Genomic DNA, 24,313 nt, shown 5'->3' on the forward strand with positions numbered 1-24,313 from the left:
CATGAACAGACCGACATCCCGCGCTTGCGCAACGCTGCTGGCCATCGCCGGCGCCCTTGCGCTGTCATCCGCATTCGCCGCCGGCAACCATGGCGGCCACCACGCCGGCGACGGCGGCGCCATCGGCCAGCCCGGCGACGCGGCCCGGGTGGCCCGCACCATCGCCATCGACATGGGCGACGACATGCGTTTCTCGCCGCCGGACATCGACGTGCGCGCCGGCGAGACGATCCGTTTCGTGGTGCGCAATGCCGGCCGGCTGCGCCATGAGATGGTGATCGCGAGCGAGGCCGATCTCCGGTCCCACTACGCCGCCATGCTGAAGATGCCGGAGATGGAGCACGCCGAAGCCAATGCCGTCACGCTCGACGCCGGCCAGACCGGCGAGCTGGTCTGGCGCTTCGCGCAAGGCGGCCGCGTGCCGTTCGCGTGCCTGCAGCCGGGCCACTACGACGCCGGCATGCGCGGCGAAGTGCGCGTGCGCTGAATCCGCCGGCGCGCCGCGCCGCACATCCGGAATATCGAGATCAAGGAACCGACATGAAAACCAGTCAACACCTCATCGCCCTGCTGGCCCTGCTCGGCGCCGTCGCGGCGGCGCCAGCCGGCGCCGCGGAGGCCGCCGACGCCGGTGCCCCCGCCGCGGCGCAGGCGCAGGCCCCCATGACCGAAGGCGAAATCCGCAAGGTGGATGCCGCGGCCGGCAAGCTGACCATCAGGCATGGCCCCATCGTCAACCTGGACATGCAGGCCATGACCATGATCTTCCGCGTGCAGGACCCCGCCATGATCGGGCGGGTAAAGGAAGGCGACCACGTGAAATTCAGCGTGGAGCGCGTCAACGGCGCGCTGACCGTCACCGCGCTGGAAGTGGAAATACCCGCGCAGTAAGCGTGCCCGCCCGGCGGCCGGCCGGCGTCCGCTGCTTATTCGACGCGGAAAAACTCCACCGACTGGCCGGCGTTCACCGCGCGCTGCAGCCATTCCGGCCGCTCGCCGGTGCCGTCCCAGCTCTGGCCGAGGGCATTGCGGTAAAGGGGCGTGGCCGGCTTCGGGGCTGCCGGGGGCGGGGGCGCCTCTGCTGCATTGGCCGCTTCCGCATCCGCTTCGTCCGGCTGCGCTTCGGCAAAACAGCCGGCTTCGACCAAATCGTCGAACGTGAGGCCGTGGCGATCCATCTGCTCACGGACCCACGCCGCCGCGGCTATTCTGGCTTCATCAGACTCTGACATGACTTTCGTAATTGACTTTGCCGGCAAGGACGGGCCGGCAAAGCGAAGGAAGGGGGTAATCCGGCGGGTCGTGCCGCCTGTAGCCCGAGATTTTACAGGGTCTTGCGCCAATGCTGGCAGAGACATTTCCTACGGATTATTTCACGGCGGCGCCCGCGGCCGCCTGGCCGGGCCGCAGTTGCACTCCGGTTGCACCACAATGGCGCCGGTTTTCCCCTGGTGCCGGCGGGGAATTGCCGCCGGTATCCCCGGGAGGACGACGCCGGCGGCACCTCAGGGCACCCACCAGTAACGCGTGATGTGGAAGAAGACCGGCGCGGCGAACACCACCGAATCGAGCCGGTCGAGCATGCCGCCGTGGCCCTGGATCATGTGGCCCCAGTCCTTGATGCCGCGGTCGCGCTTGATGGCCGACATCACCAGCCCGCCGAGAAAGCCCATCAGGGCGATCACCAGCGCGATCAGGCCGGCCTGCCACGGCGAGTAGGGCGTGATCCACCACAGCGAGGCGCCCAGCGCGGTGGCGCTGGCCACGCCGCCGACAAACCCCTCCACCGTCTTGGACGGCGACAGCAGCGGCGCGATCCTGGTCTTGCCGAACAGCTTGCCCCATACGTACTGCAGCACGTCGCTGCCCTGCACCACGATCACCAGGAAGGCGATCAGCAGCAGGTTGCGGTCCTCGAAGCCGGGGATCGGCAGCGTCAGCAGCGCGGGGACGTGCGATATGCAGAACACGCACACCATGACCGCCCACTGCACGCCCGCGCAGCGCTCCAGGAAGCGCGTGGTCTCCTCCGAGAGCGCCGACAGGATCGGCAGGATCAGGAAGGCGTAGACCGGGATCAGGATCGAGAACAGCCCGTACCAGCCGACATAGACCAGCACGTACTGCAGCGGCAGGAAGACGAAGAAGGCCGCCACGATGGCGCGGTGGTCGCCGCGCCGCGTGGTGGTGATGGTGACGAACTCGCGCAGCGCGAAGAACGACAGCAGGTAGAACAGCACGATGATGGCGGTGCGCCCCAGCACGAACGCCACCCCGAGCACGCCGATCATCCACCACCAGGCCGACACGCGCGCGCCCAGGTTGTCGATCACCGCGTGCGGGCGGCCGCCGGCCACGCGCCAGCGCAGCAGCGCCGTCACCGCGGAAGCCAGCGCCAGCACGCCGAACACCGCCGCGAACAGCAGCCAGGTCTCGCGCGGCACGGTCGAATACGATTGGATCATCACCATTACTCCAGCGCCGGCGCCAGCGCCAGCAGGCCCGCGCGGCAACGCGCCAGGAAATCGTCCTTGGCTTCCCCGGCGCCCAGCGTCAGCGGCTTGCCGAAGGTGACCGTGCACAGCAGCGGCACCGGCACGATCTCGCCCTTGGGCATCACGCGGTTGAGGTTGTCGATCCACACCGGCACGAACTCCACGCTGCCGCACACGCGCGCCAGGTGGTAGATGCCGCTCTTGAAGGGCAGCAGCCGCGCGTCGGTGGTGTTGCGCGTGCCCTCGGGAAACAGGATCAGCGAATCGCCCTGCAGCACCGCCGCCTGCATCAGCGCCACCGGGTCGGCCGCCGCGCCGCCATCCTGGCCGGCGCCGCTGCGGTCGATCAGCAAGGCATTGAACACGTCCCGCCCGATGAAGCGGCGCACGGCCGACTTGTTCCAGTAGTCGGCGCCGGCCACCGGCCGCGTGAGCGGGCGCAGGTCCGGCGGCAGGCAGCCCCAGATCAGCACGAAATCGCCATGGCTGCTGTGGTTGGCAAAGTAGATGCGCTGCGCGGCCACCGGCAGGCAGCCGTTCCAGCGTGCCTGCATGCCCGTGAGCAGGCGCGCGAACAGGATGATGGCGCGCGCCACCAGCTTGGAAAACCACATGGCGTGTTATCTCAGCAGAAGCAATAGCAGGGCCGCCAGCAATTGCAGCGCGGCCAGCGCCGCGGCCCAGTGAAGGAAGCGCAAGGCGCCGCGGGCGCGCTGCACGAGGCTGCGGCCAGCCTTGGCCTGCTTCTCGTCCGGCTTCTCGCCCCGCTTCTCGCCCCGCAGCCAGCCCAGTTGCCGCAGGGCATGATCGAGCGCCTCCAGGGGCGCGCCCGGCGCGGGCTCCGCCGCGGCCAGCGCCGCGAACAACGGGCGGTCGATGGTCACGCGCACCAGCAGCCACAACTGCAGCGCGCCCGCCAGCGCTGCCACGATGCCCAGCACCAGGTAGACCGTGCCCGCCGGCGACAGCGTGCCGGCCAGCAGCACGTTGATCAGCGCCAGCACCAGCCCGGCCCAGGTCAGCCTGGCCGCCGCGTCCAGCCCGCCCACCGCGGCCAGCGCCACCCAGCGCGCGGCGCCGGCGTCGCGCCGGCTGTCGTCTTCATTCATTGCGTCCGGCATGGCTTGCCCCTCCCGAAGATTGCGCGGCCTGCCTGCGGCCGATGAAATCCGCCAGCGCCGCCACGCTGTCCGCCCCCAGCACGACCTGGGGGCGGCCCTTGCGCAGCAGGGCCAGCGGCTCGCCCGGCGCGCGCACGGCCAGCCAGGCGGCCGCCACCAGCGCGCTGCGCGAATAGCCCAGCGCGCAGCAGACCAGCACCTTGCGGCCCTGGCCGTGCCATGCATCCAGTATGGACACCGCTTCGTCGAGTTGCGCCGGCGGCGGCACGGTCAGGTCCAGCACCGGCACGCAGCGGTACGCGACGGCGGCGGGCACCAGCCGCGGCAGTTCCGCCGTCAGGTCCAGCACGGCATCGGCGCCGAGCCGGCGCAGTTCGGCGGCGCCCGGGAAACGGCCCACCCAGATGCCGGGCACGATCTCGCTGGCCTGCGGCCGGCGGCGCGTCCACCAGCGCAAATTGGCGAAGGCGCCAAGCTGGTACGGCGCCAGCACCCAGCGCGCGGCCATCGGCATGCCGCCGTCCGGCCGCTTCTGGAACAGCGCCGGCAGGCCCCGCCGGTAGATCGCCGCGACGCAGCCCAGCGCCAGCGCCAGCCAGCCCAGCAGCAGCGCCGCCAGGACCGAGCCCGGCAGCGCCAGCCATGCCAGCGCCGCGGCCGCCAGCGCGCCCGCGGCGTAGCGCAGGGACAGCCGGTGCGTGCGCGCCCGCGCGGCGGGCCCGGCCGCGTCCTCACGCGCGCCGAACGGGAACAGGAAGACGCAGAACCAGCCCACCAGCCAGCCGGTCGGCACGTCGACGGCGTGATGCTGGTAGGTAGTCAGCACCGAGAGGCCGATCAGCGCGAACCAGCCGTGCAGCAGCCAGCGCCAGCCGCCGCGCGCATGCATGGCGTAGGCCACCCACAGGATCACCAGCAGGCTGATGTGCAGCGACGGCGCCTGGTTGAAGGGCTTGTCGAAGCCGCCCAGCAACGTGAACAGTTGCCCCGGCAGACCGCCGGCGGCCGGGCGCTCGAAGGCGAAGCGCAGCGGGAACGCGATGAAGCACGCGACCGAGATCAGTTGCGCGGCCAGCAGCCGCTTCACATGCGTGAGGAGCGCGGCGCGCGTGCGCCACAGGAAAAAGGACAAGCCGTAGAGCAGGTCGATGGACCAGTACGGCACGATGCTCCACGGCACGAAGGGAATATGCCGCTCCCACGCGAAATGGAAGTACGGCACCGCCGCGCGCTGGCTCGCCAGCCAGTTGGCCAGCCCGTAGGACGAGAAGAACAGCGTGCCCATGCCGGCGAGCAAGGCCAGCGCCAGTCCCCAGGGGCGCGCCTCGGCGGCGGGCGCCGCCGTCCCTGCCAGGTGGCCGCCTTCGGCTGCCTGCGGCATCACGCGACCCGGCGCGCCAGGCTGACCGTGAAGATGCCCCACGGGTCGATGCGCTGCGCGATCTTCTCGAAGCCGGCCTGGCGCACCAGTTCGTCCATCTCCGCCTGCGGACGCCGCCGCATGACCCAGGCCGAGCCCGCGCGGTGGCTGGTCAGCGCGCGCGCGATGAACTCGAGCTGGGGATGCCACGGCTGCCCGGTGTAGACGAGGTAGCCGCCCGGCGCCACGGCGCGCGCCAGGCCGCCCAGCGAGCGCGCCACCAGCGCGTTGTCGCCGAACAGCTCGTACAAGCCGGAGACGATGGCCAGCGTGGGCGCCGGGTCCAGCGCGGCAAGGCCGTCGCCGTCGAAGGCATCGCCCTTCTCGAAACGGGCGATGTCCGCCAGCCCTTTGCTGCGGATCAGCGCGCGGCCCTGCTCGACGTTGATGTCGCTGTAGTCGCGCAGCAGGATGCTCTGCACATGCTGCGCGGCCGAGCCGTTGAACCCCCTGGCGGCCAGCGCCTCCAGCACGTAGCGGCCGTGGCCCGCGGCGATGTCGACGATGCGCACCGGCACGCCGGCGCCATGCAGCGCGCCGATGGCCTGGCCGAGCAGTTCCTCGACATGCACCTTGCGCTGGCGGATGCCGCGCCAGCCGATCGCGTCCAGGTAGCCGCGGTCGACCAGCGCGCCGATGCCGAAGCGGCCCCGCGCCTGGTTGCAGTACACATAGTCCAGCGTGGAGCCGGAATCGAAGCCGGTCCGGTGGCCGAGCCGCACGCCGTCCGACAGCAGGCCGCCGAATTTCAGGCCGGCCCGCGTCAGCGCCCAGTACAGGCCGGCGGGGCTGGCCGCCGCCAGCGGGCGGGACAGGCGCTCGGACTCGTCCTTGAACGCGCCGCGCCGGTGCGCGTCGAGCAGCGAGACCGGCGCCGACGGCGAGGTGAACTCGCGCACGATAAAGCGCCGCGCCGCCGCCACCGCCTGCGCGCGGTCGCGCTCGCCGAGGGTGTCGTGGTAGAAGCCGTCCAGCACGATGCGCTCTTTCACGGCCGAGCCCAGCCGCTCGAAGAAGGCGTCCTGCGGCGCGCGGTGCACCACCCAGTCGGCACCCGAGATCAGCAGTTGCGTGGGCACCGTGATGGCGGCGGCATCGGCCACGATGCGCCCCGCGGTCTCATGGAGATCCAGCAGGATATTGACGGCGATCGGGCGCGTGATCAGCGGATCCTGCCCGAAGCTGGCGATGCGCGCGGGATCGTGCGTCAGGAACCTCGCCTTGACGTAGCTGTTGACGAAGAACTTGCCGCGCAGCTTGTGCATCAGCTTCAGCCCCGGGCGCGCCAGCGGCACGTAGAGCTTGACCTTGAACGCCGGCGAGGCCAGCACCAGCGCGCGAATCGGCGGCGCGTAGTCATGCACCCAGGTGGCAGCGAGCACCGCGCCCACGCTCTGCGCCACCACCGCGATGCGGCTGGCCGGAATGCCGTGGGCCGCGGCGATGTGATCGATGAAGGTCTGGATGTCGCGCACCGAGGTGGCCAGGCTGGGGCTGAACCCGCGCTCGCCCGGCGAGCGGCCGTGGCCGCGCGCATCCCACGCGAAGAAGGCATGGCCGGGCAGGTCGAGTTCGTCGACCAGGTGGGCGATGCGGCCCGAATGCTCGTGCCCGCGGTGGAACAGCACCACGGCGCCCTGCGGCGCCGCGTCCCTGGCCGGCCAGTGCCGATAGAAAAGCGACTGGCCGTCATGGGTCTCGAACTGCGCCTCGATGGCGGAACGCCCGGTTTGACTATCCACGTAGGTTTACTCCACGGATTGCGAAGACGGTGCCGCGGGCGGCGGCGTGCGCGCGCGGCCGGGCTGCCCGGCTTCCTCGATCCCGCGGCGCACCCGGTTGACGATGGTCAGGATGGACAGCAGCGAAAGCAGGCCCCACAGCCAGTGCGCGGCGGGCGCCAGGCCCAGGCCGAGCCCGATCCACAGCCCCAGCGCGCCCAGCACCAGCGCGCGGTCGCTCTTGCCGAGCGGGCCGTCGTAGCGGCGGCTGGCGCCGGCCAGCGGCCCGATCAGGCCGGCGCATTCGACCGTCACCGCCAGCAGGGCGAACCCCACCACCTCGCCGGCGCCGAACGGCGTCACGGCGGCGAACGGGAGAATCAGCGCAAGATCGGAGACGATGTCGCCGAGTTCATTGAGATAGGCGCCCAGCACGCTTTGCTGGCCGTGTTCGCGGGCCAGCATGCCGTCGATGGCGTTGAGGCCCATGCGCAGGAACAGCCACAGCGGCATCAGCAGGAACACCGCCGGCAGCCAGGCCAGCGCCGCCACCAGCGCACCTGCCACCAGCGAACCGGCGGCGGCGGCAAGCGTGACCTGGTTGGCGGTCACGCCGCGCGCGGCAAGGCGCTTCACCAGGGGCCGCAGCAGCGCCTGGAACTTGGGTTTGATCTGATAAAGCGTCATGGTCGGGGGCCTTTCCGGAGGATTTCCTGGGCCTTATGGTTTTGATTTGTTCCGTCACGATCGGGCTTGTCGCCCCACGTTCGCCCCGCCTCCCGTAGCGACCGTGCGGGGTGCTGCGCGCCCGACAATCGGGCAAGGATAGCCGGATTGTGCGTTTCCGCCAATCATTAACAACTTATGAGGTTTTTGGCACATTTTGGACACAGTTGGCGGGCGCGGCGGGTCCGCGGCCTTGCATGACTGGGGGCGCCCGGCCAATCCGCAAGCCGAGCGCGGCGGAAGACGGGAATTGCGCGGAGCCGCGAAAAAAAGGGAGGGCGGCGCCGCGCGCCATGGCATGCCGGGGCGCCAGCGGAACCGGCAATATCTGCCGCAGGATGTGGCGCGTGATGCATGACACCATTGTCATGCCGAAGTCATGTTGTCGTGGGGGGCGCGTTCTTAGACTGGCTTCCGTTGTCGGTCGATGGTGACCGGCAAATCCTCGGAGAAGAACGATGCGTACTCTCAAGCAAGCCCTGTTGCTCACTGCCACCACCGCCACCCTGGCCGGTGCCGCCGGCCTCGCCGGCGCCGCGCCGCGCAGCGTGGATCCGTACCTCGACGGCGCCGCCGCGCAGGGCCGCGACGTCTTCTCGCAAGGCGCCAGCCGCAACGGCCCGCGCGATCCCTACACCGACGGCGGCGGCAACATCAGCCAGCGCGACGTGTTCACCGACGGCGCCCGCAACGGCCCGCGCGATCCGTTCACCGACGGCGCATGAGCGCGGCGCCGCTCAGCGGACCGCGCCGTAGATGGCGCGGGCCTGGGCGGCCGAAGCCAGCGGACGGCCAAGCGTGCGCGCTCCTTCCGCGGCCTGCCCGACCAGCGCCGCGTTGCCCGGCGCGGTGCTGCCGTCGCGCAGTTTCAGGTTGTTCTCGAAACCCACCCGCACATGGCCGCCGAAGGCGGCCGCGGTGGTGACGCAGGCATTCTCTTCCCGGCCGAAAGCGCAGATCGCCCATGGCAGCGTGCCGTCGAACACCTGCAGGAACGGCAGCAGGTCGCGCGGCGACGAGACCTGACCCGCCGCATACCGGCCCAGCACGAACAGCAGCGACCACGCGCCCGGCGGCACCAGCCCCCGGGCGCGCAGCGCTTGCCAGCGCTGCACATCGGCGGCGTCGTACAGGATGATCTGCGTCATCACGCGCTCGCGCGCCAGCCAGGCCAGGAAATCGGCCAGCCCGGCCTCGGCAATGTCCGGCACCGCGATCTCGCGCAGCCCGATCGACACCGCCTCGGGCCGCAACTCGCGCACCATGGCGATCTGCTCGGCGGCACGGTAGATGCCGGCGGCCTCGCTGGTCACCTGCACCAGCAGTTCGTCCCCCACCGCATTCTTCACGGCCGCGAGCGCCGCGCGGTAGATCTGCGCATCGAGCGAGTGGCGGCCGTCGGGCTGGCGCACGTGCATGTGCATCATGGCGGCGCCGGCCTCCAGGCAGGCACGCGCCTCGGCCGCCAGGGCCGCCGCGGTCAGCGGCACCGCGGGGTGGTCGGCGGCGGTCTTGTACGCGCCGTTGGGCGCGACGGTGACGATCAGCGGCGAATCCGCCAGCAGGGCTTGTTCGGTCATGGGGCTTCGGTAGGAAATGGCGTGGGAATGCGCCCGGCCCTAAGCGGCCGGCTCAGGGTTCGATCTTCGGCAATTCGGGCGCGATCAGGTCCAGCCCCGCGCGCAGCAGCCGGTCATAGCGCTCGCGCTCGGCCGCGATCGACTGCGGCGTCCACGCATAGAAGCCTTCGCCGGCCTTCATGCCGTGGCGGCCGTCCGCCGCGCGCTCGCTCAGGCAGCGCGCCGGCTCGGCGGCGTTGCAGAACGTCGGATACATGGTGGCGCCGGCCGCCGCGTGCACGTCGATGCCGGCATGGTCGCGCTGCAGGACCGGGCCCGCCGCCAGGAAACGGAAGCCGAAACCGAAGCGCACCGCGGCATCCACGTCCTCCGGCGAGGCAATGCCACGGTCGATCAGGTCGAAGGCCTCGCGCGACAGCGCGTGCTGCAGGCGGTTGGCGAGGAAGCCCGGCAGATCCTTCTTCACCTTGACCGGCACCATGCCGCAGCGCCGCATGAACGCGGCCAGCGCATCGGCGCCGGCCTCCGCGCTGCCCTCGCCCATCACCACTTCCACCAGCGGCACCAGGTGCGCCGGCATGAAGAAATGCAGGCCGAACATGCGCGCGCGCGTGGCCAGGCCCGCGCCGATGGCGCTGACGGGGAAGCTGGAGCTGTTGCTGGCCAGGATGGCATCCGGGCGCGCGCGCCGGACCAGATCGGCAAACAGGGCGCGCTTGAGGTCGAGGCGCTCGGGGATGCATTCGATCACCAGGTCCACCGTGTCCCAGTCGATGGCATCGGGCGACGCGGCCACGGACAGCCCGGCCATGCCGGCCTCGGCGTGCGGCCCGATGGCGGCCAGGTTGGCGCCGACCCGCGCCGGCACGGCCGCGGCGCGCGCGGCATCCGGCTCCACCACCGTGGTGCGGCAATGCGCGCGGGCCAGCACCACGGCCACGTCGGCGCCCATGGTGCCGCCGCCGACCACCACGGCATGGGCCTTGCCGGGCGCGGCGAGCGGGAACGTTGCGGGAGTGTCTGGCATGGGGAAATCCTTTCGCTGGGACCCGTTCGGTCCAGTCAGGGCGCCAGTGTAGACAAGGGGCTTTGATTGATGAAGCAGAATTTATGGATAAAATGATCTGCAAACCAGATCAATGCAATGAAAATCAACCTGTCGATGCGCGACATCGAGACCATGCTGGTGCTCGGCCGCACGCTCAACTTCCGCCAGGCGGCCGGCCAGCTGCACCTGTCTCAGTCGGCGCTGTCCACCCAGGTCCTGCGCATCGAGGAAGCGCTCGGCGTGCGCCTGTTCGACCGCACCACCCGCACGGTCCGGCTCACCGCCGCGGGCGAAGTCTTCATGCAGCAGGCGGCGCTGCTGCAGGCGGCCTTCCGCGACGCCATCGACGCGGTCAGCGGCATTGCCAGCGCCGAGCGCGGGCAGGTCGCGGTGGCGGCCCTGCCCTCGCTGGCGGCGCGCCTGCTGCCGCGCGTGCTGATGGCGTTCCGGCGCGACCACCCGGCGGTCGCGCTCAAGGTCTGCGACACGCTTTCCGGCCCCGCCTTCGACCTGGTGCGCGCGGGCGAGGTGGATTTCGCGCTGACCGCGGCGGACCCGCAGCAGGCCGACCTGCACTACGAGCCGATGATGTCCGACCGCTTCGTGCTGCTGATCCCGGCCGGCCACGCGCTGGCGCGGGGCAGCGGGCCGCTGCGCTGGGCCGACACGCTGGGCGCCGAGCACGTGTCGATGACCCATCCCAGCAGCGTGCGCCAGTACGCCGAGTGGGCTTTCCTGCAGAACCGCATCCGTTTCCAGCCGGGCTTCGAGGCCGAGCACCTGGCCACCATCGCGGCCATGGTCGAGTGCGGCTTCGGCGTGGCCGCGCTGCCGGAGATCGCGGCCGGCACCGTGCGCCAGCCCGGCATCGTCGAACGGCTGCTGACCGCGCCGCTGACCGAGCGCTCCATCGGCCTGGTGACGCCGCGCAACCGCAGCCTGTCGCCCGCCGCCGGCGCGCTGGCGGCCGCGCTGCGCCGACACATGGCGCAGGCCGGTGGCGGCGTGCATGAGGCGCCATGAAGCGGCATGAAGCGGCATTAGGGGGCCTGAGGCGACATGAAGCGACATGAAGCGGCTTGAAGCGGCACTGGGCCCGCCGATCCGCAACAAAGCGCCGCGGCGCTTGAAAGGGCGCGGCAATTCGGGGTATGGTCTGAACCGGCAGCCGTCCGAGGATCCCGCCGTGACATCCCCAGCCATCTTTCCGCTTGCATTCCTGGCCATCTTGCCGGCCGCCGTCATTCTGGCCACCCCCGCGGCCAGCCCTGCGGCCACCCGCGCGCCGTCGTCCAGCCGGCCCGCCGCGGCGGCACGGAGGCGCGCTTGAATATCGTCGTCGACGTGCTGATCCTGGCCGGCGCGCTGCTGGCCATCGTCGCCGTGGTGCAGGTCGCCGCGGCGCGGCTGGCGCTGCCCGAGTCCACCCTGCTGTCCGCCATCGGCATCGCCATCGGCGCGGGCTACGTGGCCATCGATGCCTCCGCGCCACAGTTCGCCCAGCATTTCCTTCATCCGCTGATCGACCCGGCCCTGCCGCCCGAGGCCTATCTGTGGATCTTCCTGCCGCCGCTGCTGTTCCATGCCGCGCTGACCGCCGACGTGCGCAACATGCTGCCGGATGCCGCGCCGGTGCTGCTGCTGGCCATCGTCGCGGTAATCGTGGCCACCGGCGTGATCGGCCTGGTCACTTCGCTGGCCAGCAGCACCAACCTGGTGGTGTGCCTGCTGCTCGGCGCGGTGGTGGCCACCACCGATCCGGCCGCGGTGATCGCCATCTTCCGCGACGTGGGCGCGCCGGCGCGGCTGATCCGGCTGGTCGAAGGCGAAAGCCTGCTCAACGACGCCGCCGCCATCGCCATCGCCGGCGTGCTGGTGGCCATGCTGACCGGCCACGGCACCGATGCCACGCTCGGCGCCGGCCTGCGCGCGCTGGCCTGGTCGTTCGCCGGCGGCGTGCTGTGCGGCGCCGTCGCCGGGCGGCTGGTGGCGGACCTGCTGCCGCGCCTGGCCGGGCTGGCCATGGCCGAGGGCGCGCTCACGCTGGCGCTGCCCTACCCGCTCTACTTGCTGGCCGAACAGATGCTGGGCGTGTCCGGCGTGGTGGCCGTGGTATGCGCCGGCCTGATGGTCAGCGCGCTCGGGCCCACCCGCCTGAGCCCGCGCAACTGGGGCCACCTGCGCATGATCTGGGAGCAGTTCGCCGGCATCGCCGGGGCCATCGTCTTCCTGCTGGCGGCGGTGCGGGTGCCGTCGCTGCTGGCCGGGGTGACGCTGCACCACGGCGTGCTGCTGGCCGTGCTGGTGCTGGCGGCGCTGGCCGCGCGCCTGCTGACGCTGTTCGGCCTGCTGCCGCTGCTGTCCTGGCTCAAGCTCAGCGCCCCCATCAACGGCGCCTACAAGCTGGCGATCGCATGGGGCGGCCTGCGCGGCGCCGTCACGCTGGTGCTGGCGCTGGACATCGCGGAGAACAGCGCGCTGCCGTACGAATCGCGCCATTTCATCGCCATCCTGGCCACCGGCTTCGTGCTGGTCAGCCTGCTGCTCAACGGCACCACGCTGCGCTGGCTGATCCACCAGCTCGGCCTGGACCGGCTCTCGCCGCAGGACCTGGCGCTGCAGCGCCAGGCCATCCAGCTCTCCACCGAGGAAGTGGAGACCACACTCAACCACATCGCCGAGACCTTCGGGCTGCCGCCCGCGGCGGCGCGCGAGGTGGCGCTGCACTACCGGCGCGAGATCGAGCTGGGCTCGGTGGAGTTCGACTTCGACACCGCGCTGTCCGAGCGCGACCGGCTCAGCATCGGCCTGGTCACGCTGGCCACGCGCGAGCGCGAGCTGATCCCGGAATACGGCGACGGCGTGATCTCGGTGGCCAACCTCGACGCCATGGTGCGCAACACCACGCGCATGATCGACGCCGCGCGCGAGCAGGGCCGCATCGGCTACAACCGCGCCGCGCGCCATATCCTCGACTACCAGCTCGGCTACCGCATCGCGCTGTTCCTGCACCGGCGGCTGTCGATCGACAGCCCGCTGGCGCATGCGCTGGCCGACCGCTTCGAGCTGCTGGTATGCCGCCAGACCGTGCTGGAGCGCCTGCGCCAGTACAACCGCTCGCTGCTCACGCCGGTGTTCGGCGCGCGCCTGGCGACGGTGCTGGACGGCGTGCTGGCGGATCGCAACAAATCGGTGATGAGCGGGCTGGACGCGATGCGCACGCAGTTCGGCGGCTACACGCTGGCGCTGGAAAAACGCCTGCTGATGCTGTTCGCCCTGCGCAAGGGCGAGCGCGCGCTGGAAGCCATGCGCGAGGAGAACGTGATCTCCAAGGAGGCCTACAACCAGATCGCGCAAGTCATCCGGCGCGCCTGGCAGGCCAACCTGGCGCGGCCGCCGCTGCGCAGCGCGTGGGACGCCGCGCCCGCTGCCGCGCCGCCGCCGGCCAGCGCCGCGGCGGCACCGGCCCAGCCGCAACCGCCGCAGCCCCAGCCCGCGCAGGAAACGCGCGAGCCTTATTAAAGAGAAAGAGAAAGAGAAAGAGAAAGCCGCGGCCCGGCGGTAGCCGCCCGGCCTGTGTGACGGCCCGTGCGCGCGGGCGCCTGGCGTGTTTCACGTCTTGACTCCGGGTCGAATACGCCTATGCTGACTAGCAACGATGCTGCGGCGCAGCAGGCTACCGTGCCGCCCGGGGAATCCCTCCGGGCGCCTTGCATCGCACCTTGGAGACATTCATGGCGCAATCCTCTGGGCCTGCCACCATCGAAGCCGGACTGTCCTACCGCGGTCCGTTCCTCGGCCTCGCGGACGCGTGGGCGCAAGCGGCGGAGAAGATCGGCGCCCTGAACACCCAGACCATGACGGCGATGTTCGCGGAAGGCGCGGAGTACGCCACCGAAGCCGCGGCGCAGCCGTTTCCGTTCGGCATGTTCCGCCCGGAGCTGGCCGACGTGCTCGGGCAGCGCTTCGCCGCCTATGTCACCAGCCTCAACGAGATCGTCAACGCGGCCCACCTGCAATGGGCGCAGGGGCTGCAGCAGCAGTTCGCCCTCATGACCGGCGGCGATCCGTTCCAGTTCTGCCTGATGGGCCGCGACTTCCTGCCCGAAGGCAGCACGCTGCCGGCCATGGGCGACGCGATGACCCAGTGGGTCACCGCCTGCCTGCCCGGCGCCAAGCCATTGCTGCCGGCCCCCGGCAGCAATGGCGCCGCGCCGGCCTGAGCCGGCATCGTCCGTTCTTCCTGCGCGCCTCCTTACTGGCAGGCGGTGCCGGGTACCGGCTTGCCCGAGTTGGTGGCACCCTGGCAGGCATCGCCCACGGCGGCGCCGGCGGACATGCCGCCATAGGGCTTGAGCTTGCCGGCCACCGTGCAGCAGTATTGCGGATCGGCCGGCGGCGGCGCGCTCCTGCTCATGCGGGCCGAGGCGGGGGTGGAGGTCGCGGGTGGAACCTGGGCCGGGCGGGACGCCGGCGGGCGGGCCTGGTCCCCGTCCGTGTCGTCGTCGGGCGCAACGCACTGTCCCTGCTGACAGATCCGTTCTCCCTTGCACTGCATGTCATATTGGCAACCCGCCGCGCCCGCGCGCAGCGGCAACGCCATCGCCACCGAAGCGGCGAACAGCAAGCCCAGCGTTCTCATACAACCTCCTGCACAACTGCCAGCGCGCAATGCCCGCGCCAGGCATCGGCATGCCGGCGCCGCGTCGGTGCAGGCGCCGGCATGCCGTACCACGCCTTAAGCATAGGCACCCGTGCAAGGCGCGGGAAACCTCGCCGCGCGGCCCTGTGAGCGCCGCGCCACCAAGCCTCGCCGCCCGCCCGGCACGCCCTGGCGGCGGCAAGAAACAGCCGGCTCAAACGCCCTGCGGAGCTTGTATGATTGCCGCTGAATGCGCTGGCTCCGGGCTTCCCGCGCGTTGCCCGATCCGGACCCCGTACACCGCTGGTACATACCGCCGGTACATCGAAAGGGCCTATCGGAACATGTTCGGAACCGTTGAGTCGGAACTGCTCAAGAAGCCTGTCCCGGCGGCAATGCAGGCGGAGTTCGCCCAGCATGAATACGAACGGCTGCAGCGCTTCAGCCTGATGACGTTCGCGGTCAGCGTGGCCATGTGGCTGCTGTTCGACCTGCTGGTCAGCTTCAAGGGCGGCCAGGGTTTCACCCTCAATTCGGTGCTGCACCTGGCGCTGCTGTCGGCGCTGACGATCGCGGTGCCCTTCGTGCGGCTGGCGCGGCATTTCGAGCGCCTCAACTTTGCCTTCGCGCTGGCCTTCTGCATGGGCGCGCGGCTGGTGCTCGACGGCATCGACGAGGCCGTGCGGCCGGTCTGGGCCCTGCTGATCGGCGCGACCGTGCTGTTCGGCGGCTCGACGCTGCCACTGAGCCCGCGCGGCTTCGTCGCGGTGGTGGCGGTCACGTGGCTGCTGCTCTTTCCGGTGCTGCCGCTGGCCGAGTACCTCGAGCTCAAGGGCATCCTGGTGATCTGCTACGCGCTCTACTTCAGCGCCGTCACCATCTACACCTTCCTTGCGCTGCGGCGGACCAAGCTGCGCAACTTCGTCATGTCGAGGGTCCTGCTGGAGCAGGCGTACCTGGACGCCCTGACCGAGATCCCCAACCGGCGCGCCTTCATGCTCAGGGCCGGCGGCCTGCTGGCGCGCGCCGGCGCCGAACAGGACCACTACCTGGCCATGGTGGACATCGACGACTTCAAGAAGATCAACGACCGCTTCGGCCACGACACCGGCGACGAAGTGCTCAGGCACGTGGCCGGCGGCATCCGGCGGATCATGGCCGACTGCCAGTACGCGCGCCTGGGCGGCGAGGAATTCGGCATCTACCTGACCGGCATGTCGCACGAGCAGGCCGAAGCGCGCATCGGCCTGCTATGCCGCGGCATCCGCGAGGCGCCGTCGGCGCACCCGGTCACCGTCAGCATCGGCATCGCGCGCCTGGGCGGCGGCGACACCCTCACGCGGGCCTTCATCAAGGCAGACGAGGCGCTCTACGAATCCAAGCGCGCCGGCAAGGACCGGTACACCTTCGCGCCGGACGCCGGCCCGCCGCCCGCCTGACCGCGCACGCGCGCGCGGGCCGCCCGGAAAGCGCCGCCGGCGCGGTTGACGTTGCAGTGCAAGAATGGCAGCATTCGCTGCTTCGGCGGGCTTGCCGCCCGGTTCTTCATGCGCGTGCGGGCCGCTGCGGCCGCACCGCACCATGCGCAGCGCCGCACCGCGTCGGCCTGCCGGTCTCGGAGCTTTCCAGTCATGCGTGTTGCATTTATCGGCCTTGGCGTCATGGGCTATCACATGGCGGGCCACCTCGCCGCCAAGGGCCACCAGGTCACCGTCTACAACCGCACCGCCAGCAAGGCCGCGCAGTGGGTGGCTCAGTTCGGCGGCAAATCGGCGGCCACCCCGGCGCTGGCCGCGCGGGATGCCGAGGTGGTGTGCGCCTGCGTGGGCAACGACGACGACCTGCGCGCGGTGATGACCGGCGCCGACGGCGCCTTCACCCAGGCCCCGGCCGGCTGCGTGTTCGTCGACCACACCACCGCCAGCGCCAATGTGGCGCGCGAGCTCTATGCCGCCGCCGCCGAGCGCGGCCTGCACTTCGTCGATGCGCCGGTCTCCGGCGGCGAAGTGGGCGCGCAGAAGGGCATCCTCACCATCATGTGCGGCGCCGACCAGGCCGTGTACGAGCGCGTCGAGCCCGTGCTGGGCGCCTACGCGCGCGCGGTCACGCGCATCGGCGGCAGCGGCGCCGGCCAGCTGGCCAAGATGGTCAACCAGATCTGCATCGCCGGCCTGCTGCAGGGGCTGTCCGAAGCCATCGCCTTCGGCGAGCGCGCCGGGCTGGACATGGCGGTGGTGCTGGACGTCATCAGCAAGGGCGCGGCCGGTTCGTGGCAACTGGAGAACCGCGGCCCGACCATGATCGAGAACAAGTTCGACTTCGGCTTCGCGGTCGACTGGATGCGCAAGGACCTCGGCCTGTGCCTGGACGAAGCGCGCCGCAACGGCGCCAGCCTGCCGGTCACCGCCGTGGTCGACCAGTTCTACGCCGACCTGCAGCAGGACGGCTGCGGCCGTGCCGATACCTCGTCCCTGATCAAGCGGCTGCGCTAGGCAACCTCCCGCCTCCCCTCCCTGCGCGCGCCTCCCGCGCCGACGGCGCCGCCTGCGCGGCGTCGTCCGATTCCTACATCCGTATCAGCGCCTGCCCCGCTGGGTGCCGCGCGCTGCCCGGCTATCTTGGAAGCATGGCAAGCGCGTCGCGCGCGCTGCCCCGCATCGCCAACCAAGCATGTAGGAGACCACCATGTTGAGACTCGCAAGCGCGCTCGCCGCGGGCGCTGCCCTGCTGATGGGCCTGAACGGCTGCACCGCCACCGGCGCGGTGGCCGGCGGCGTGGCGGGGCATGAACTCTCCCACGGCAATACCGCGGCCACGGTCGGCGGCGCCGTGGGCGGCGCCGTCATCGGCCACGAACTGGGCAAGTAAGCCCGTCCGGCGCCAGGCACCTCTCGCCTGGGCCGGCCAGAAATCCAACCCGCAAGGAGCCCATCATGGCCATCGGCACGATCCTGCTTATCGTTCTTATCCTGCTGCTGCTCGGCGCGCTGCCAACCTGGCCGTACAGCACCGGCTGGGGCTATTACCCCAGCGGCGGCCTGGGCCTGGTCGTGCTGATCGTGGTGATCCTCGTGCTGATGGGCCGCTTATAGGAGCCCGCGGCGGGAGCGAACCCGCAACGCAACCTGCAACGCGCCGCTGTCGCCAGCGGCGCGTTTTTCATTATTTTCATCGCTGAAAGAATGGCGTCACCAAGGGCCAGATTGCACGGCAACGGCTAAAGAGTCGCCTTGCCCTCCATGCGCTCAGTACGACTTCGGCAAACCCAGCACCCGCTCGGCGATATGGCACATGATGAGCTGGGCGCTGACCGGCGCGATGCGCGGGATATACGATTCGCGCAGGTAGCGCTCCACCTGGTACTCGCGCGCGTAGCCCATGCCGCCCAGCGTGAGCACCGCGGTCTGGCAGGCCTGGTGGGCCGCCTCGGCGGCCAGGTACTTGGCGGTGTTGGCCTCGGCGCCGCACGGCTTGCCCTGGTCGTACAGCCACGCGGCCTTCCACACCATCATGTCCGCCGCCTCCAGCGCCATCCAGGCCTGCGCCAGCGGATGCTGGATGCCCTGGTTCTGGCCGATCGGGCGGCCGAACACGGTGCGCTCCTTCGCATAGCGCGTGGCCGCTTCCAGCGCCGCGCGGCCCAGGCCGACCGCTTCCGCCGCGATCAGGATGCGCTCCGGGTTGAGCCCGTGCAGGATGTATTCGAAGCCCCGCCCCTCCTCGCCGATGCGGTCTTCGACCGGCACCCGCAGGCCGTCGATGAACAGCATGTTGGAGTCCACCGCGGCGCGGCCCATCTTGTGGATCTCGCGCACTTCGATGTGCTGGCGGTCCAGCGCCGTGTAGAACAGGCTCAGGCCCTGGGTGGGCTTGGCCACCTTGTCCAGCGGCGTGGTGCGCGCCAGCAGCAGCATGCGGTCGGCCACCTGCGCGGTGGAGATCCAGATCTTGCGGCCGTCGACGCGGTAGTGCGTGCCGTCGGCCGACAGCACGGCCTGGGTCTTGAGGTGCGTGGTGTCGAGCCCGGCGTCCGGCTCGGTCACGGCGAAGCACGCCTTCTCCGTGCCGGCGATCAGCGGCGGCAGCGCGGCCTCCTGCTGGCGCGCGCTGCCGAACACCACCACCGGGTTGAGCCCGAACACATTCATGTGGATGGCCGACGCGCCGGAGAAGCCCGCGCCGGAGGCCGACACCGCCTGCATGATCAGCGCTGCCTCGGTGATGCCCAGCCCGGCGCCGCCATGGGCTTCCGGCATGGCGATGCCGAGCCAGCCGGCGCGGGCCATGGCCTGGTGGAAGGCTTCGGGAAACTTGCCCTGCTCGTCCAGCCCGGACCAGTACTCGGCGCCGAAGCCGCTGCATAGTTGCGCCACCGCCTCGACGATGGCGCGCTGTTCTGGGGTTCTTTCGAAATTCATGCCTGCCTCATTCCGGCTGGATGCCGGCGTCCTTGACCAGCTTGGTCCACTTGACCAGCTCCCCGGCGACGAAACCGGAGAACTGCTTGGGCGATTGCCCGAATGCCTCGAAGCCGAGCGCCTCGAAGCGCGGCGCCACCTCCTTACTGGCGGCGATGCGCGACAGCGCCTGGTTGAGCTTGTCCACCACCTCGGCCGGCGCGTGCGCGGGCGCGAACACGCCGTTCCACGAGGTGATGTCGAATCCCTTGAGCTCCGGCGTGTCGGCCAGCGGCGGCAGGTCCGGCAGCAGGCGGCTGCGCTGCGCGGTGGTCACCGCCAGCGCGCGCAGCTTGCCGGCCTTGACGTTGGCGATGCCCGCGGCCACGTCGACGAACATCATCGGCACTTGCCCGGCGATCACGTCGGTCATGGCCGGCGGCGTGCTCTTGTACGGCACGTGCAGCAGGTCCAGCCCGGTCAGGCGGGCGAAGGTCGCGCCCGAGACGATGCCGGTGCTGTTGCCGCTGGCGTAAGACATGCCCGGATGGGTGCGGGCGTAGGCGATCAGCTCCGGCACCGTCTTCACCGGCAGCCTGGGATTGATGACCAGCATGAACGGCAGGTTGCCCATGCGCGCCACCGGCGTGAAGTCGCGGATCGGGTCGTACGGCAGCTTCTTCATCAGCGACGGATTGGCCGAATGCGTGGTGTTGGTGGTCATGAACAGCGTATAGCCGTCCGGCGCCGCCTGCGCCACGATCTCGGCCGCGATGGCGCCGTTGGCGCCGGGCCGGTTGTCCACCAGCACGTTCTGCCGCAGCGCGTCGCCCAGCTCCTTGGCGGTGATGCGCGCCACCGCGTCGGTGCCGCTGCCGGCGGCGAACGGCACCACCATCCGGATGGGCTTGCTGGGATAGGCGTCCGCGGCGGCCGCGAACGGCGCCGCCAGCGCCAGCGATAAGAGGGAAAGCGCCGCGCGCCGCAGCGTGGTAAGCATTGCCATTGCGTCTTGTCTCCTGTGGCTGACGGCCGCCGTGGCCGCGCCGGTTGCATGAAATCGGCCGCCGCGCTCAGGGCGCGGTCTTGTCCTTGTAGTTGGTGTCCCTGACCAGCCGCGCCCAGCGCGCCGCATCGTCGGCGATGACGGCGGCGAACTGCTCGGGCGTGCTGCCCACCGCTTCATAGTCGATCGCGGCCAGCCTCGCCTTGATGTCGGGCTCGGCGACGATGCGCACGACCTCCTGGTTCAGCCGCGCCACGATCTCCTTCGGCGTGCCGGCCGGCGCCAGCAGGCCCGCCCACGAATTGAAGTTCAGTCCCTGGATGCCGGCCTCCTGCATGGTCGGCACCTCGGGCAGCGCGGGCGAGCGCCTGGACGACAGCACCGCCAGCGGCCGCAGCTTGCCGGCGCGGATCATCGCCATGCCGTTGAACGGGTCGATGGTCATGTCCACCTCGCCCGCCACCACCGCCTGCAGCTGCGGCCCGGTGCCGCGGTAGGACACGCTGACCACGTCCAGCGTGCCGGCGGTCGCCTTGAAGGTCTCGCCGATCAGCTCGATCATGCTGCTGCCAGCCGACAGGCTCAGCGGCCGGCTCTTGCCGCGCGCCAGTGCCACGAATTCCTGCACCGTCCTGGCCGGCACCGACGGGTGCACCACCATCACGAAGCCGATGCTGCTGATCAGGCTGATCGGCGCGAAGCTCTTGAGCGGCTCGTAGCCAGCCTTGTAGAGCACCGGGCTGAGCGTCTGCGCACCCGCCGTGTTGAGCAGGATGGTGTAGCCGTCGGGCGCGGCGCGCGCCACCGCGTCGGTGCCGATGATGCCGTTGGCGCCGGGCCGGTTTTCCACCACCACCGGCTGCTTCAGCGCCTGCGCCAGCTTCTGCGAGACCAGCCGCGCCACCACGTCGGTCGCGCCGCCGGGCGCATAGGGCACCACCATGCGGATCGGCTTGCTGGGATAGGCGTCGCTCCACGCGGTGGCCGGCAGGCAGGCCGACAGCGCCGCGCACAGCAGCCACCGGCGTCGGGAACACAAGGTCATCTGCATCTCCTTCCAGGCTTGAACTGCGAACTAGCAAGGGCGCGCCCGCGGGGCGGGCGCCGCGGCGCTCACGCCGGACGGATCACGCGCTGCGGCGATTCCTCGTAGGGCGGGGCGTAGATCACCAGCAGCTTGACCGGCTCGTCGCTGATCACGGTAAACACATGCATGGCATCGGCCGGAAAAAAGCAGCAATCGCCCGGGCCGAGCTCGCGCGACTGGCCGTCGACCTCCGCGCGCGCCCTGCCCTCCAGCACGTAGCAGACCTGCTCGATGCCCGGGTGCGCGTGCGGCAAGGCGCCCTTGCCGCGCTCGATGGTGCCGTGGATGACCTCCAGCTGCGTGGCGCCCACGTTCTCGCGGCCGATGATGCGTCGGTTCAGCGTGCCGACGTGGTTGGCGGGGTGATAGCCCGCGACGTCCTCGGTGCGGACAAAATAGGTGGGCGCCGCCTGCGGCGCCGGGGATGCAGCCATCGATCGTCTCCTTGCCGGCCGCGCCTTCCCGTTTTCCCGGCGCGTTTCGCGCGGGGTCGGTCAGGCATGCCATTTTTCATGTTTATGAATTAAATTTTATATGCATGAAAAATTTAGTCAACTGCCGGAAACCCGCATGCACCCCCGCGCCATCGCCCGGCCGGACAGGCGCCGGACCGGCCGGCGGTGGCGCCGGGCGTGACGCGATCAAGCGGCGTTAAGCAAAGTTAATTCTTCGCGGCGCCCAATTCCTTAATAATGCCCATCAGGCGTACGGGGGCCCAAGGCCGGTTCCCACCGATGATGCTCGGCGCCGGCGTCCGCGGCATGCAGCCGGCAAGTCCGGATCGGGCGCCCTGGCGGTACCCCTATGTTTCGTCGTGGTTTGCGCACAAATGCGAATGCGTCTCATGTAGAATTGAGCGTGGCTGGTACATAAGACATTAAGCCGCTGGATGAAAGGGTCAGTTGGAGTGGGTGCCGCAAGTGCGCATTGGGAAAGGGGAAAATGGTCATGCGTGTTCTGATTGTGGAAGACGATCAGCGGGTCAGCCAGTGGCTAAGCGCCAGGCTGCAACAGAAAGGACACGACTGCCTCGTGACGGACACCGGCGAACACGCGCTCGAGCTGATCGGATCCGAGGCATTTGACGCCGTACTGCTGGACCGGATGCTGCCCGGCATCGACGGCATTGGCGTGCTGCGCGCGCTGGCCGATCATCCCCATCCCCCCGTCATGGTGCTCTCCGCGGTGGACCAGCCCAGCGACCGTGTGGAAGGGCTGCGCGCCGGCGCCGGCGATTACCTGGGAAAGCCGTTCGACTTCACCGAGCTGTTGCTGCGCCTCGAAGGCCTGGCCAAGTGGCGCGCCGTGCCGAACGACGCGGACTGGGTCACCCGGCTCGAGGATCTCTGCATCGACTGGCGCGAGCGGCGGGTGTCGCGGGGCGGCCAGGCCATCGATCTGACCGAGAAGGAATTCGCGCTGCTGCAGGTGCTGGCCACCAATGCCGGCCGCACGGTCACGCGCGCCATGCTGCTGGAAAAAGTCTGGGGATACCAGTTCGATCCGCAGACGAACCTGATCGACGTCCATGTCTCGAAGCTGCGCAGCAAGATCGACCGGAATTTCCCCCGGTCGCTGCTGCGCACGGTGCGTGCGGTCGGCTATGTCCTGGGCTGAGCGCGCTGCCCATCTGCTCGAGACCCGCACCTTTCGCCATGCCTCGCTGGTCGCGTTCCTGTTCCTGCTGGTGGCGGTCGGCACGGTATTGCTGAGCGCCCACCAGATCGACGTGCTGCTGCACAGCCATGTGCGCGACATGGTCCTGGCCGACGTCCGCGCACAGGAGCGCAGCCATCACTTCGCCGAGGCGGGCGGCCTGGCGCTCGCGCTCGCGCATGAGGACACCCGCGAGCGCGAAGGCAACAAGTCGCTCGTGCTGTCGCCCTCGGGCGCGCTGCTGTTCGGCGACCCGAGGGTCAGGTCCGCGCTGCAATGCGAGCCGCCGTGCGCGCTGCAGTGGCGCAATGTCACGGTCGGGGATGCCAGCGCCCAGCTCGCGCAACTCTTTGGCGTGCAGGTGCCGCTGGCCGACGGCGGCATGTTTTTCAGCGGGTACGACATCCTGCCGATGCGCGAGCGGCTGCGCGTGATCCCGCTGGTGGCCGGCGCAGGACTGTTCGCCGTGCTGTTGTCGAGCCTGGCCATCGGGCTCTATACCAGCGTGCAAAGCATGCGCCGGGTGGACCGCATCCGCAGCGCGCTGCGCCGCTACGTGACCGGGGAACGCGGCGCGACGGTGCCGTGCGGGCCCGATGGCGACGAGTTCGACCTGCTGGGGCAGGACATCAACCACGTGCTCGACCGCGTGAACCGGCTCATGGAAGAGGTCAAGAGCGTCAGCAGCCATCTCGCGCATGAACTGCGCACGCCGCTCACGCGCATGTACAACCAGCTCGCCAACCTGGCCGAGAAGGTCGACGACCCCATGCGCGACGACGTGCTTGGCGCGCTCGAGGAAGGCGAGCGCATCCAGCGCATGGTCCGCGCCGTGCTGCGCATCGGCGAAGTGGATGCGGGCCGCTGCGAGCACGCGTTCGAATGGTTCGAGGTGCGTCCGCTGCTCGACGACCTGGCCGAATACTACGCGCCGCTGGTGGCGGTCTCGGGCATGGCGCTGCACATCGAGGCGGAGCCGGGACGCGAGATCTACGGCGACCGCGCGCTGCTGTTCCAGGCGTTGTCGAACCTGCTGGAAAACGCCATCAAGTACGCGCCCGGCGGCGAAACGCTGGTATTGCTGGCGCGCCGCCGCGGCGACGGCATCGCGCTGGGCGTGGCCGACCACGGCCCCGGCATTCCCGCCACGCTGCGCGGCCAGGCGGTGGAACGTTTTCGCCGCCTGGGCGGCACGTCGCAATCGGGCAGCGGACTTGGCCTGGCGCTGGTCAATGCCATCGCCAGGCTTCACGGCGCGCAGCTCTCGCTCGAGGAAAACCGTCCCGCCGGACTGCTGGCCGTGCTGCTGCTCGACCGCCGCCACTGGAACGACCAGACCGGCCTCAAGAACGCGCTCCGGACCTGAGCGGCCGGCCCTGGGGGCGGCATCTCCCCAGCTCAGTCCCCCCGCTCC

General features: G+C 70.2%; 27 protein-coding genes. 13 read left to right on the top strand and 14 right to left on the bottom strand.

The genetic code is table 11. The features are described from left to right. Position 1 precedes the first annotated feature (1 nt). Both ACKI2N_RS28160 and ACKI2N_RS28165 read left to right on the top strand, forming a co-directional pair. A complete protein-coding gene (locus tag ACKI2N_RS28160; RefSeq protein ID WP_420995336.1) occupies positions 2 to 487 on the top strand; it encodes a cupredoxin domain-containing protein in 486 nt (161 codons plus the stop codon). A 53-nt stretch (positions 488 to 540) separates the two neighbouring features. Beyond that, positions 541 to 891 carry a copper-binding protein gene (locus ACKI2N_RS28165; RefSeq protein ID WP_420995335.1) on the top strand — a complete coding sequence of 117 codons (351 nt, stop codon included), beginning with the start codon at positions 541 to 543 and terminating at the stop codon, positions 889 to 891. Between the two features lie 35 nt (positions 892 to 926). On the opposite strand, the gene ACKI2N_RS28170 is transcribed toward ACKI2N_RS28165, so the two are convergent. The 7 genes from ACKI2N_RS28170 to ACKI2N_RS28200 form a co-directional block, all read right to left on the bottom strand. Next, on the bottom strand, positions 927 to 1,232 hold the full coding sequence (locus tag ACKI2N_RS28170) for a histone-like nucleoid-structuring protein (RefSeq protein ID WP_420995334.1): 306 nt from the start codon (positions 1,230 to 1,232) through the stop codon (positions 927 to 929). A gap of 273 nt (positions 1,233 to 1,505) precedes the next feature. Further along, on the bottom strand, positions 1,506 to 2,465 hold the full coding sequence (locus tag ACKI2N_RS28175) for a phosphatidate cytidylyltransferase (protein WP_420995333.1): 960 nt from the start codon (positions 2,463 to 2,465) through the stop codon (positions 1,506 to 1,508). A 5-nt stretch (positions 2,466 to 2,470) separates the two neighbouring features. After that, positions 2,471 to 3,109: a lysophospholipid acyltransferase family protein gene (locus ACKI2N_RS28180; protein ID WP_420995332.1), complete on the bottom strand. Its 639-nt coding sequence runs from the start codon at positions 3,107 to 3,109 to the stop codon at positions 2,471 to 2,473. A 6-nt stretch (positions 3,110 to 3,115) separates the two neighbouring features. Beyond that, a complete protein-coding gene (locus ACKI2N_RS28185) occupies positions 3,116 to 3,604 on the bottom strand; it encodes a hypothetical protein (RefSeq protein ID WP_420995331.1) in 489 nt (162 codons plus the stop codon). Beyond that, positions 3,597 to 4,997 carry a phosphatase PAP2/dual specificity phosphatase family protein gene (locus ACKI2N_RS28190; protein ID WP_420995330.1) on the bottom strand — a complete coding sequence of 467 codons (1,401 nt, stop codon included), beginning with the start codon at positions 4,995 to 4,997 and terminating at the stop codon, positions 3,597 to 3,599. Before ACKI2N_RS28190 ends, ACKI2N_RS28185 begins: the two co-directional genes overlap by 8 nt. Further along, positions 4,997 to 6,778: a bifunctional alpha/beta hydrolase/class I SAM-dependent methyltransferase gene (locus tag ACKI2N_RS28195; protein ID WP_420995329.1), complete on the bottom strand. Its 1,782-nt coding sequence runs from the start codon at positions 6,776 to 6,778 to the stop codon at positions 4,997 to 4,999. Before ACKI2N_RS28195 ends, ACKI2N_RS28190 begins: the two co-directional genes overlap by 1 nt. Positions 6,779 to 6,784: 6 nt before the next feature. Continuing rightward, on the bottom strand, positions 6,785 to 7,444 hold the full coding sequence (locus ACKI2N_RS28200) for a CDP-alcohol phosphatidyltransferase family protein (RefSeq protein WP_420995328.1): 660 nt from the start codon (positions 7,442 to 7,444) through the stop codon (positions 6,785 to 6,787). 497 nt (positions 7,445 to 7,941) lie between these two features. Between ACKI2N_RS28200 and ACKI2N_RS28205 the strand changes: the two genes are divergently transcribed. Beyond that, the gene (locus ACKI2N_RS28205; protein WP_420995327.1) at positions 7,942 to 8,208 is read left to right on the top strand and encodes a copper resistance protein CopQ; all 267 of its coding nucleotides are present in this window, start codon (positions 7,942 to 7,944) and stop codon (positions 8,206 to 8,208) included. Positions 8,209 to 8,220: 12 nt separating this feature from the next. On the opposite strand, the gene ACKI2N_RS28210 is transcribed toward ACKI2N_RS28205, so the two are convergent. Beyond that, positions 8,221 to 9,063, bottom strand: a complete 843-nt coding sequence (locus ACKI2N_RS28210; protein ID WP_420995326.1) for a 3-keto-5-aminohexanoate cleavage protein — start codon at positions 9,061 to 9,063, stop codon at positions 8,221 to 8,223. A 52-nt stretch (positions 9,064 to 9,115) separates the two neighbouring features. Next, complete coding sequence (locus tag ACKI2N_RS28215; protein WP_420995325.1) at positions 9,116 to 10,090, bottom strand: 3-hydroxyacyl-CoA dehydrogenase family protein; 975 nt, start codon at positions 10,088 to 10,090, stop codon at positions 9,116 to 9,118. Between the two features lie 117 nt (positions 10,091 to 10,207). Between ACKI2N_RS28215 and ACKI2N_RS28220 the strand changes: the two genes are divergently transcribed. From ACKI2N_RS28220 to ACKI2N_RS28235, 4 genes are all read left to right on the top strand, one after another. Then, positions 10,208 to 11,134 carry a LysR substrate-binding domain-containing protein gene (locus tag ACKI2N_RS28220; protein WP_420995324.1) on the top strand — a complete coding sequence of 309 codons (927 nt, stop codon included), beginning with the start codon at positions 10,208 to 10,210 and terminating at the stop codon, positions 11,132 to 11,134. Positions 11,135 to 11,180: 46 nt separating this feature from the next. After that, the gene (locus tag ACKI2N_RS28225; RefSeq protein WP_420995323.1) at positions 11,181 to 11,441 is read left to right on the top strand and encodes a hypothetical protein; all 261 of its coding nucleotides are present in this window, start codon (positions 11,181 to 11,183) and stop codon (positions 11,439 to 11,441) included. After that, positions 11,438 to 13,633, top strand: a complete 2,196-nt coding sequence (locus ACKI2N_RS28230; protein ID WP_420995322.1) for a cation:proton antiporter — start codon at positions 11,438 to 11,440, stop codon at positions 13,631 to 13,633. Before ACKI2N_RS28225 ends, ACKI2N_RS28230 begins: the two co-directional genes overlap by 4 nt. 212 nt (positions 13,634 to 13,845) lie before the next feature. Further along, positions 13,846 to 14,334 (top strand): hypothetical protein, encoded by a 489-nt coding sequence (locus tag ACKI2N_RS28235; protein ID WP_420995321.1) that lies wholly within the window; start codon positions 13,846 to 13,848, stop codon positions 14,332 to 14,334. Between the two features lie 32 nt (positions 14,335 to 14,366). On the opposite strand, the gene ACKI2N_RS28240 is transcribed toward ACKI2N_RS28235, so the two are convergent. Next, positions 14,367 to 14,753 carry a hypothetical protein gene (locus ACKI2N_RS28240; protein WP_420995320.1) on the bottom strand — a complete coding sequence of 129 codons (387 nt, stop codon included), beginning with the start codon at positions 14,751 to 14,753 and terminating at the stop codon, positions 14,367 to 14,369. 344 nt (positions 14,754 to 15,097) lie between these two features. Between ACKI2N_RS28240 and ACKI2N_RS28245 the strand changes: the two genes are divergently transcribed. From ACKI2N_RS28245 to ACKI2N_RS28260, 4 genes are all read left to right on the top strand, one after another. Further along, positions 15,098 to 16,192 carry a diguanylate cyclase domain-containing protein gene (locus ACKI2N_RS28245; protein ID WP_420995319.1) on the top strand — a complete coding sequence of 365 codons (1,095 nt, stop codon included), beginning with the start codon at positions 15,098 to 15,100 and terminating at the stop codon, positions 16,190 to 16,192. A gap of 192 nt (positions 16,193 to 16,384) precedes the next feature. Continuing rightward, positions 16,385 to 17,245, top strand: coding sequence for an NAD(P)-dependent oxidoreductase (locus ACKI2N_RS28250; protein WP_420995318.1), 861 nt, complete (start codon positions 16,385 to 16,387; stop codon positions 17,243 to 17,245). Positions 17,246 to 17,438: 193 nt separating this feature from the next. After that, positions 17,439 to 17,621 carry a glycine zipper 2TM domain-containing protein gene (locus ACKI2N_RS28255; protein WP_420995317.1) on the top strand — a complete coding sequence of 61 codons (183 nt, stop codon included), beginning with the start codon at positions 17,439 to 17,441 and terminating at the stop codon, positions 17,619 to 17,621. Positions 17,622 to 17,686: 65 nt separating this feature from the next. Next, positions 17,687 to 17,845, top strand: a complete 159-nt coding sequence (locus ACKI2N_RS28260; protein ID WP_420995316.1) for a DUF3309 family protein — start codon at positions 17,687 to 17,689, stop codon at positions 17,843 to 17,845. Between the two features lie 153 nt (positions 17,846 to 17,998). On the opposite strand, the gene ACKI2N_RS28265 is transcribed toward ACKI2N_RS28260, so the two are convergent. The 4 genes from ACKI2N_RS28265 to ACKI2N_RS28280 form a co-directional block, all read right to left on the bottom strand. After that, on the bottom strand, positions 17,999 to 19,171 hold the full coding sequence (locus ACKI2N_RS28265; protein ID WP_420995315.1) for an acyl-CoA dehydrogenase family protein: 1,173 nt from the start codon (positions 19,169 to 19,171) through the stop codon (positions 17,999 to 18,001). Positions 19,172 to 19,178: 7 nt separating this feature from the next. Next, positions 19,179 to 20,156: a tripartite tricarboxylate transporter substrate binding protein gene (locus ACKI2N_RS28270; RefSeq protein ID WP_420995314.1), complete on the bottom strand. Its 978-nt coding sequence runs from the start codon at positions 20,154 to 20,156 to the stop codon at positions 19,179 to 19,181. Between the two features lie 67 nt (positions 20,157 to 20,223). Further along, positions 20,224 to 21,201, bottom strand: a complete 978-nt coding sequence (locus ACKI2N_RS28275; protein ID WP_420995313.1) for a Bug family tripartite tricarboxylate transporter substrate binding protein — start codon at positions 21,199 to 21,201, stop codon at positions 20,224 to 20,226. Between the two features lie 68 nt (positions 21,202 to 21,269). Beyond that, the gene (locus tag ACKI2N_RS28280; protein ID WP_420995312.1) at positions 21,270 to 21,677 is read right to left on the bottom strand and encodes a cupin domain-containing protein; all 408 of its coding nucleotides are present in this window, start codon (positions 21,675 to 21,677) and stop codon (positions 21,270 to 21,272) included. Between the two features lie 514 nt (positions 21,678 to 22,191). Here ACKI2N_RS28280 and ACKI2N_RS28285 point away from each other — a divergent pair. Both ACKI2N_RS28285 and ACKI2N_RS28290 read left to right on the top strand, forming a co-directional pair. Next, the gene (locus ACKI2N_RS28285) at positions 22,192 to 22,860 is read left to right on the top strand and encodes a response regulator transcription factor (RefSeq protein WP_420995311.1); all 669 of its coding nucleotides are present in this window, start codon (positions 22,192 to 22,194) and stop codon (positions 22,858 to 22,860) included. Then, positions 22,847 to 24,265, top strand: a complete 1,419-nt coding sequence (locus ACKI2N_RS28290; protein WP_420995310.1) for a sensor histidine kinase — start codon at positions 22,847 to 22,849, stop codon at positions 24,263 to 24,265. The genes ACKI2N_RS28285 and ACKI2N_RS28290 overlap by 14 nt, the downstream gene beginning before the upstream one ends. Positions 24,266 to 24,313 lie beyond the last annotated feature (48 nt).

This window comes from Cupriavidus sp. 30B13, from assembly GCF_049059565.2.
In the GTDB taxonomy this organism is placed as follows: Bacteria; Pseudomonadota; Gammaproteobacteria; order Burkholderiales; family Burkholderiaceae; genus Cupriavidus.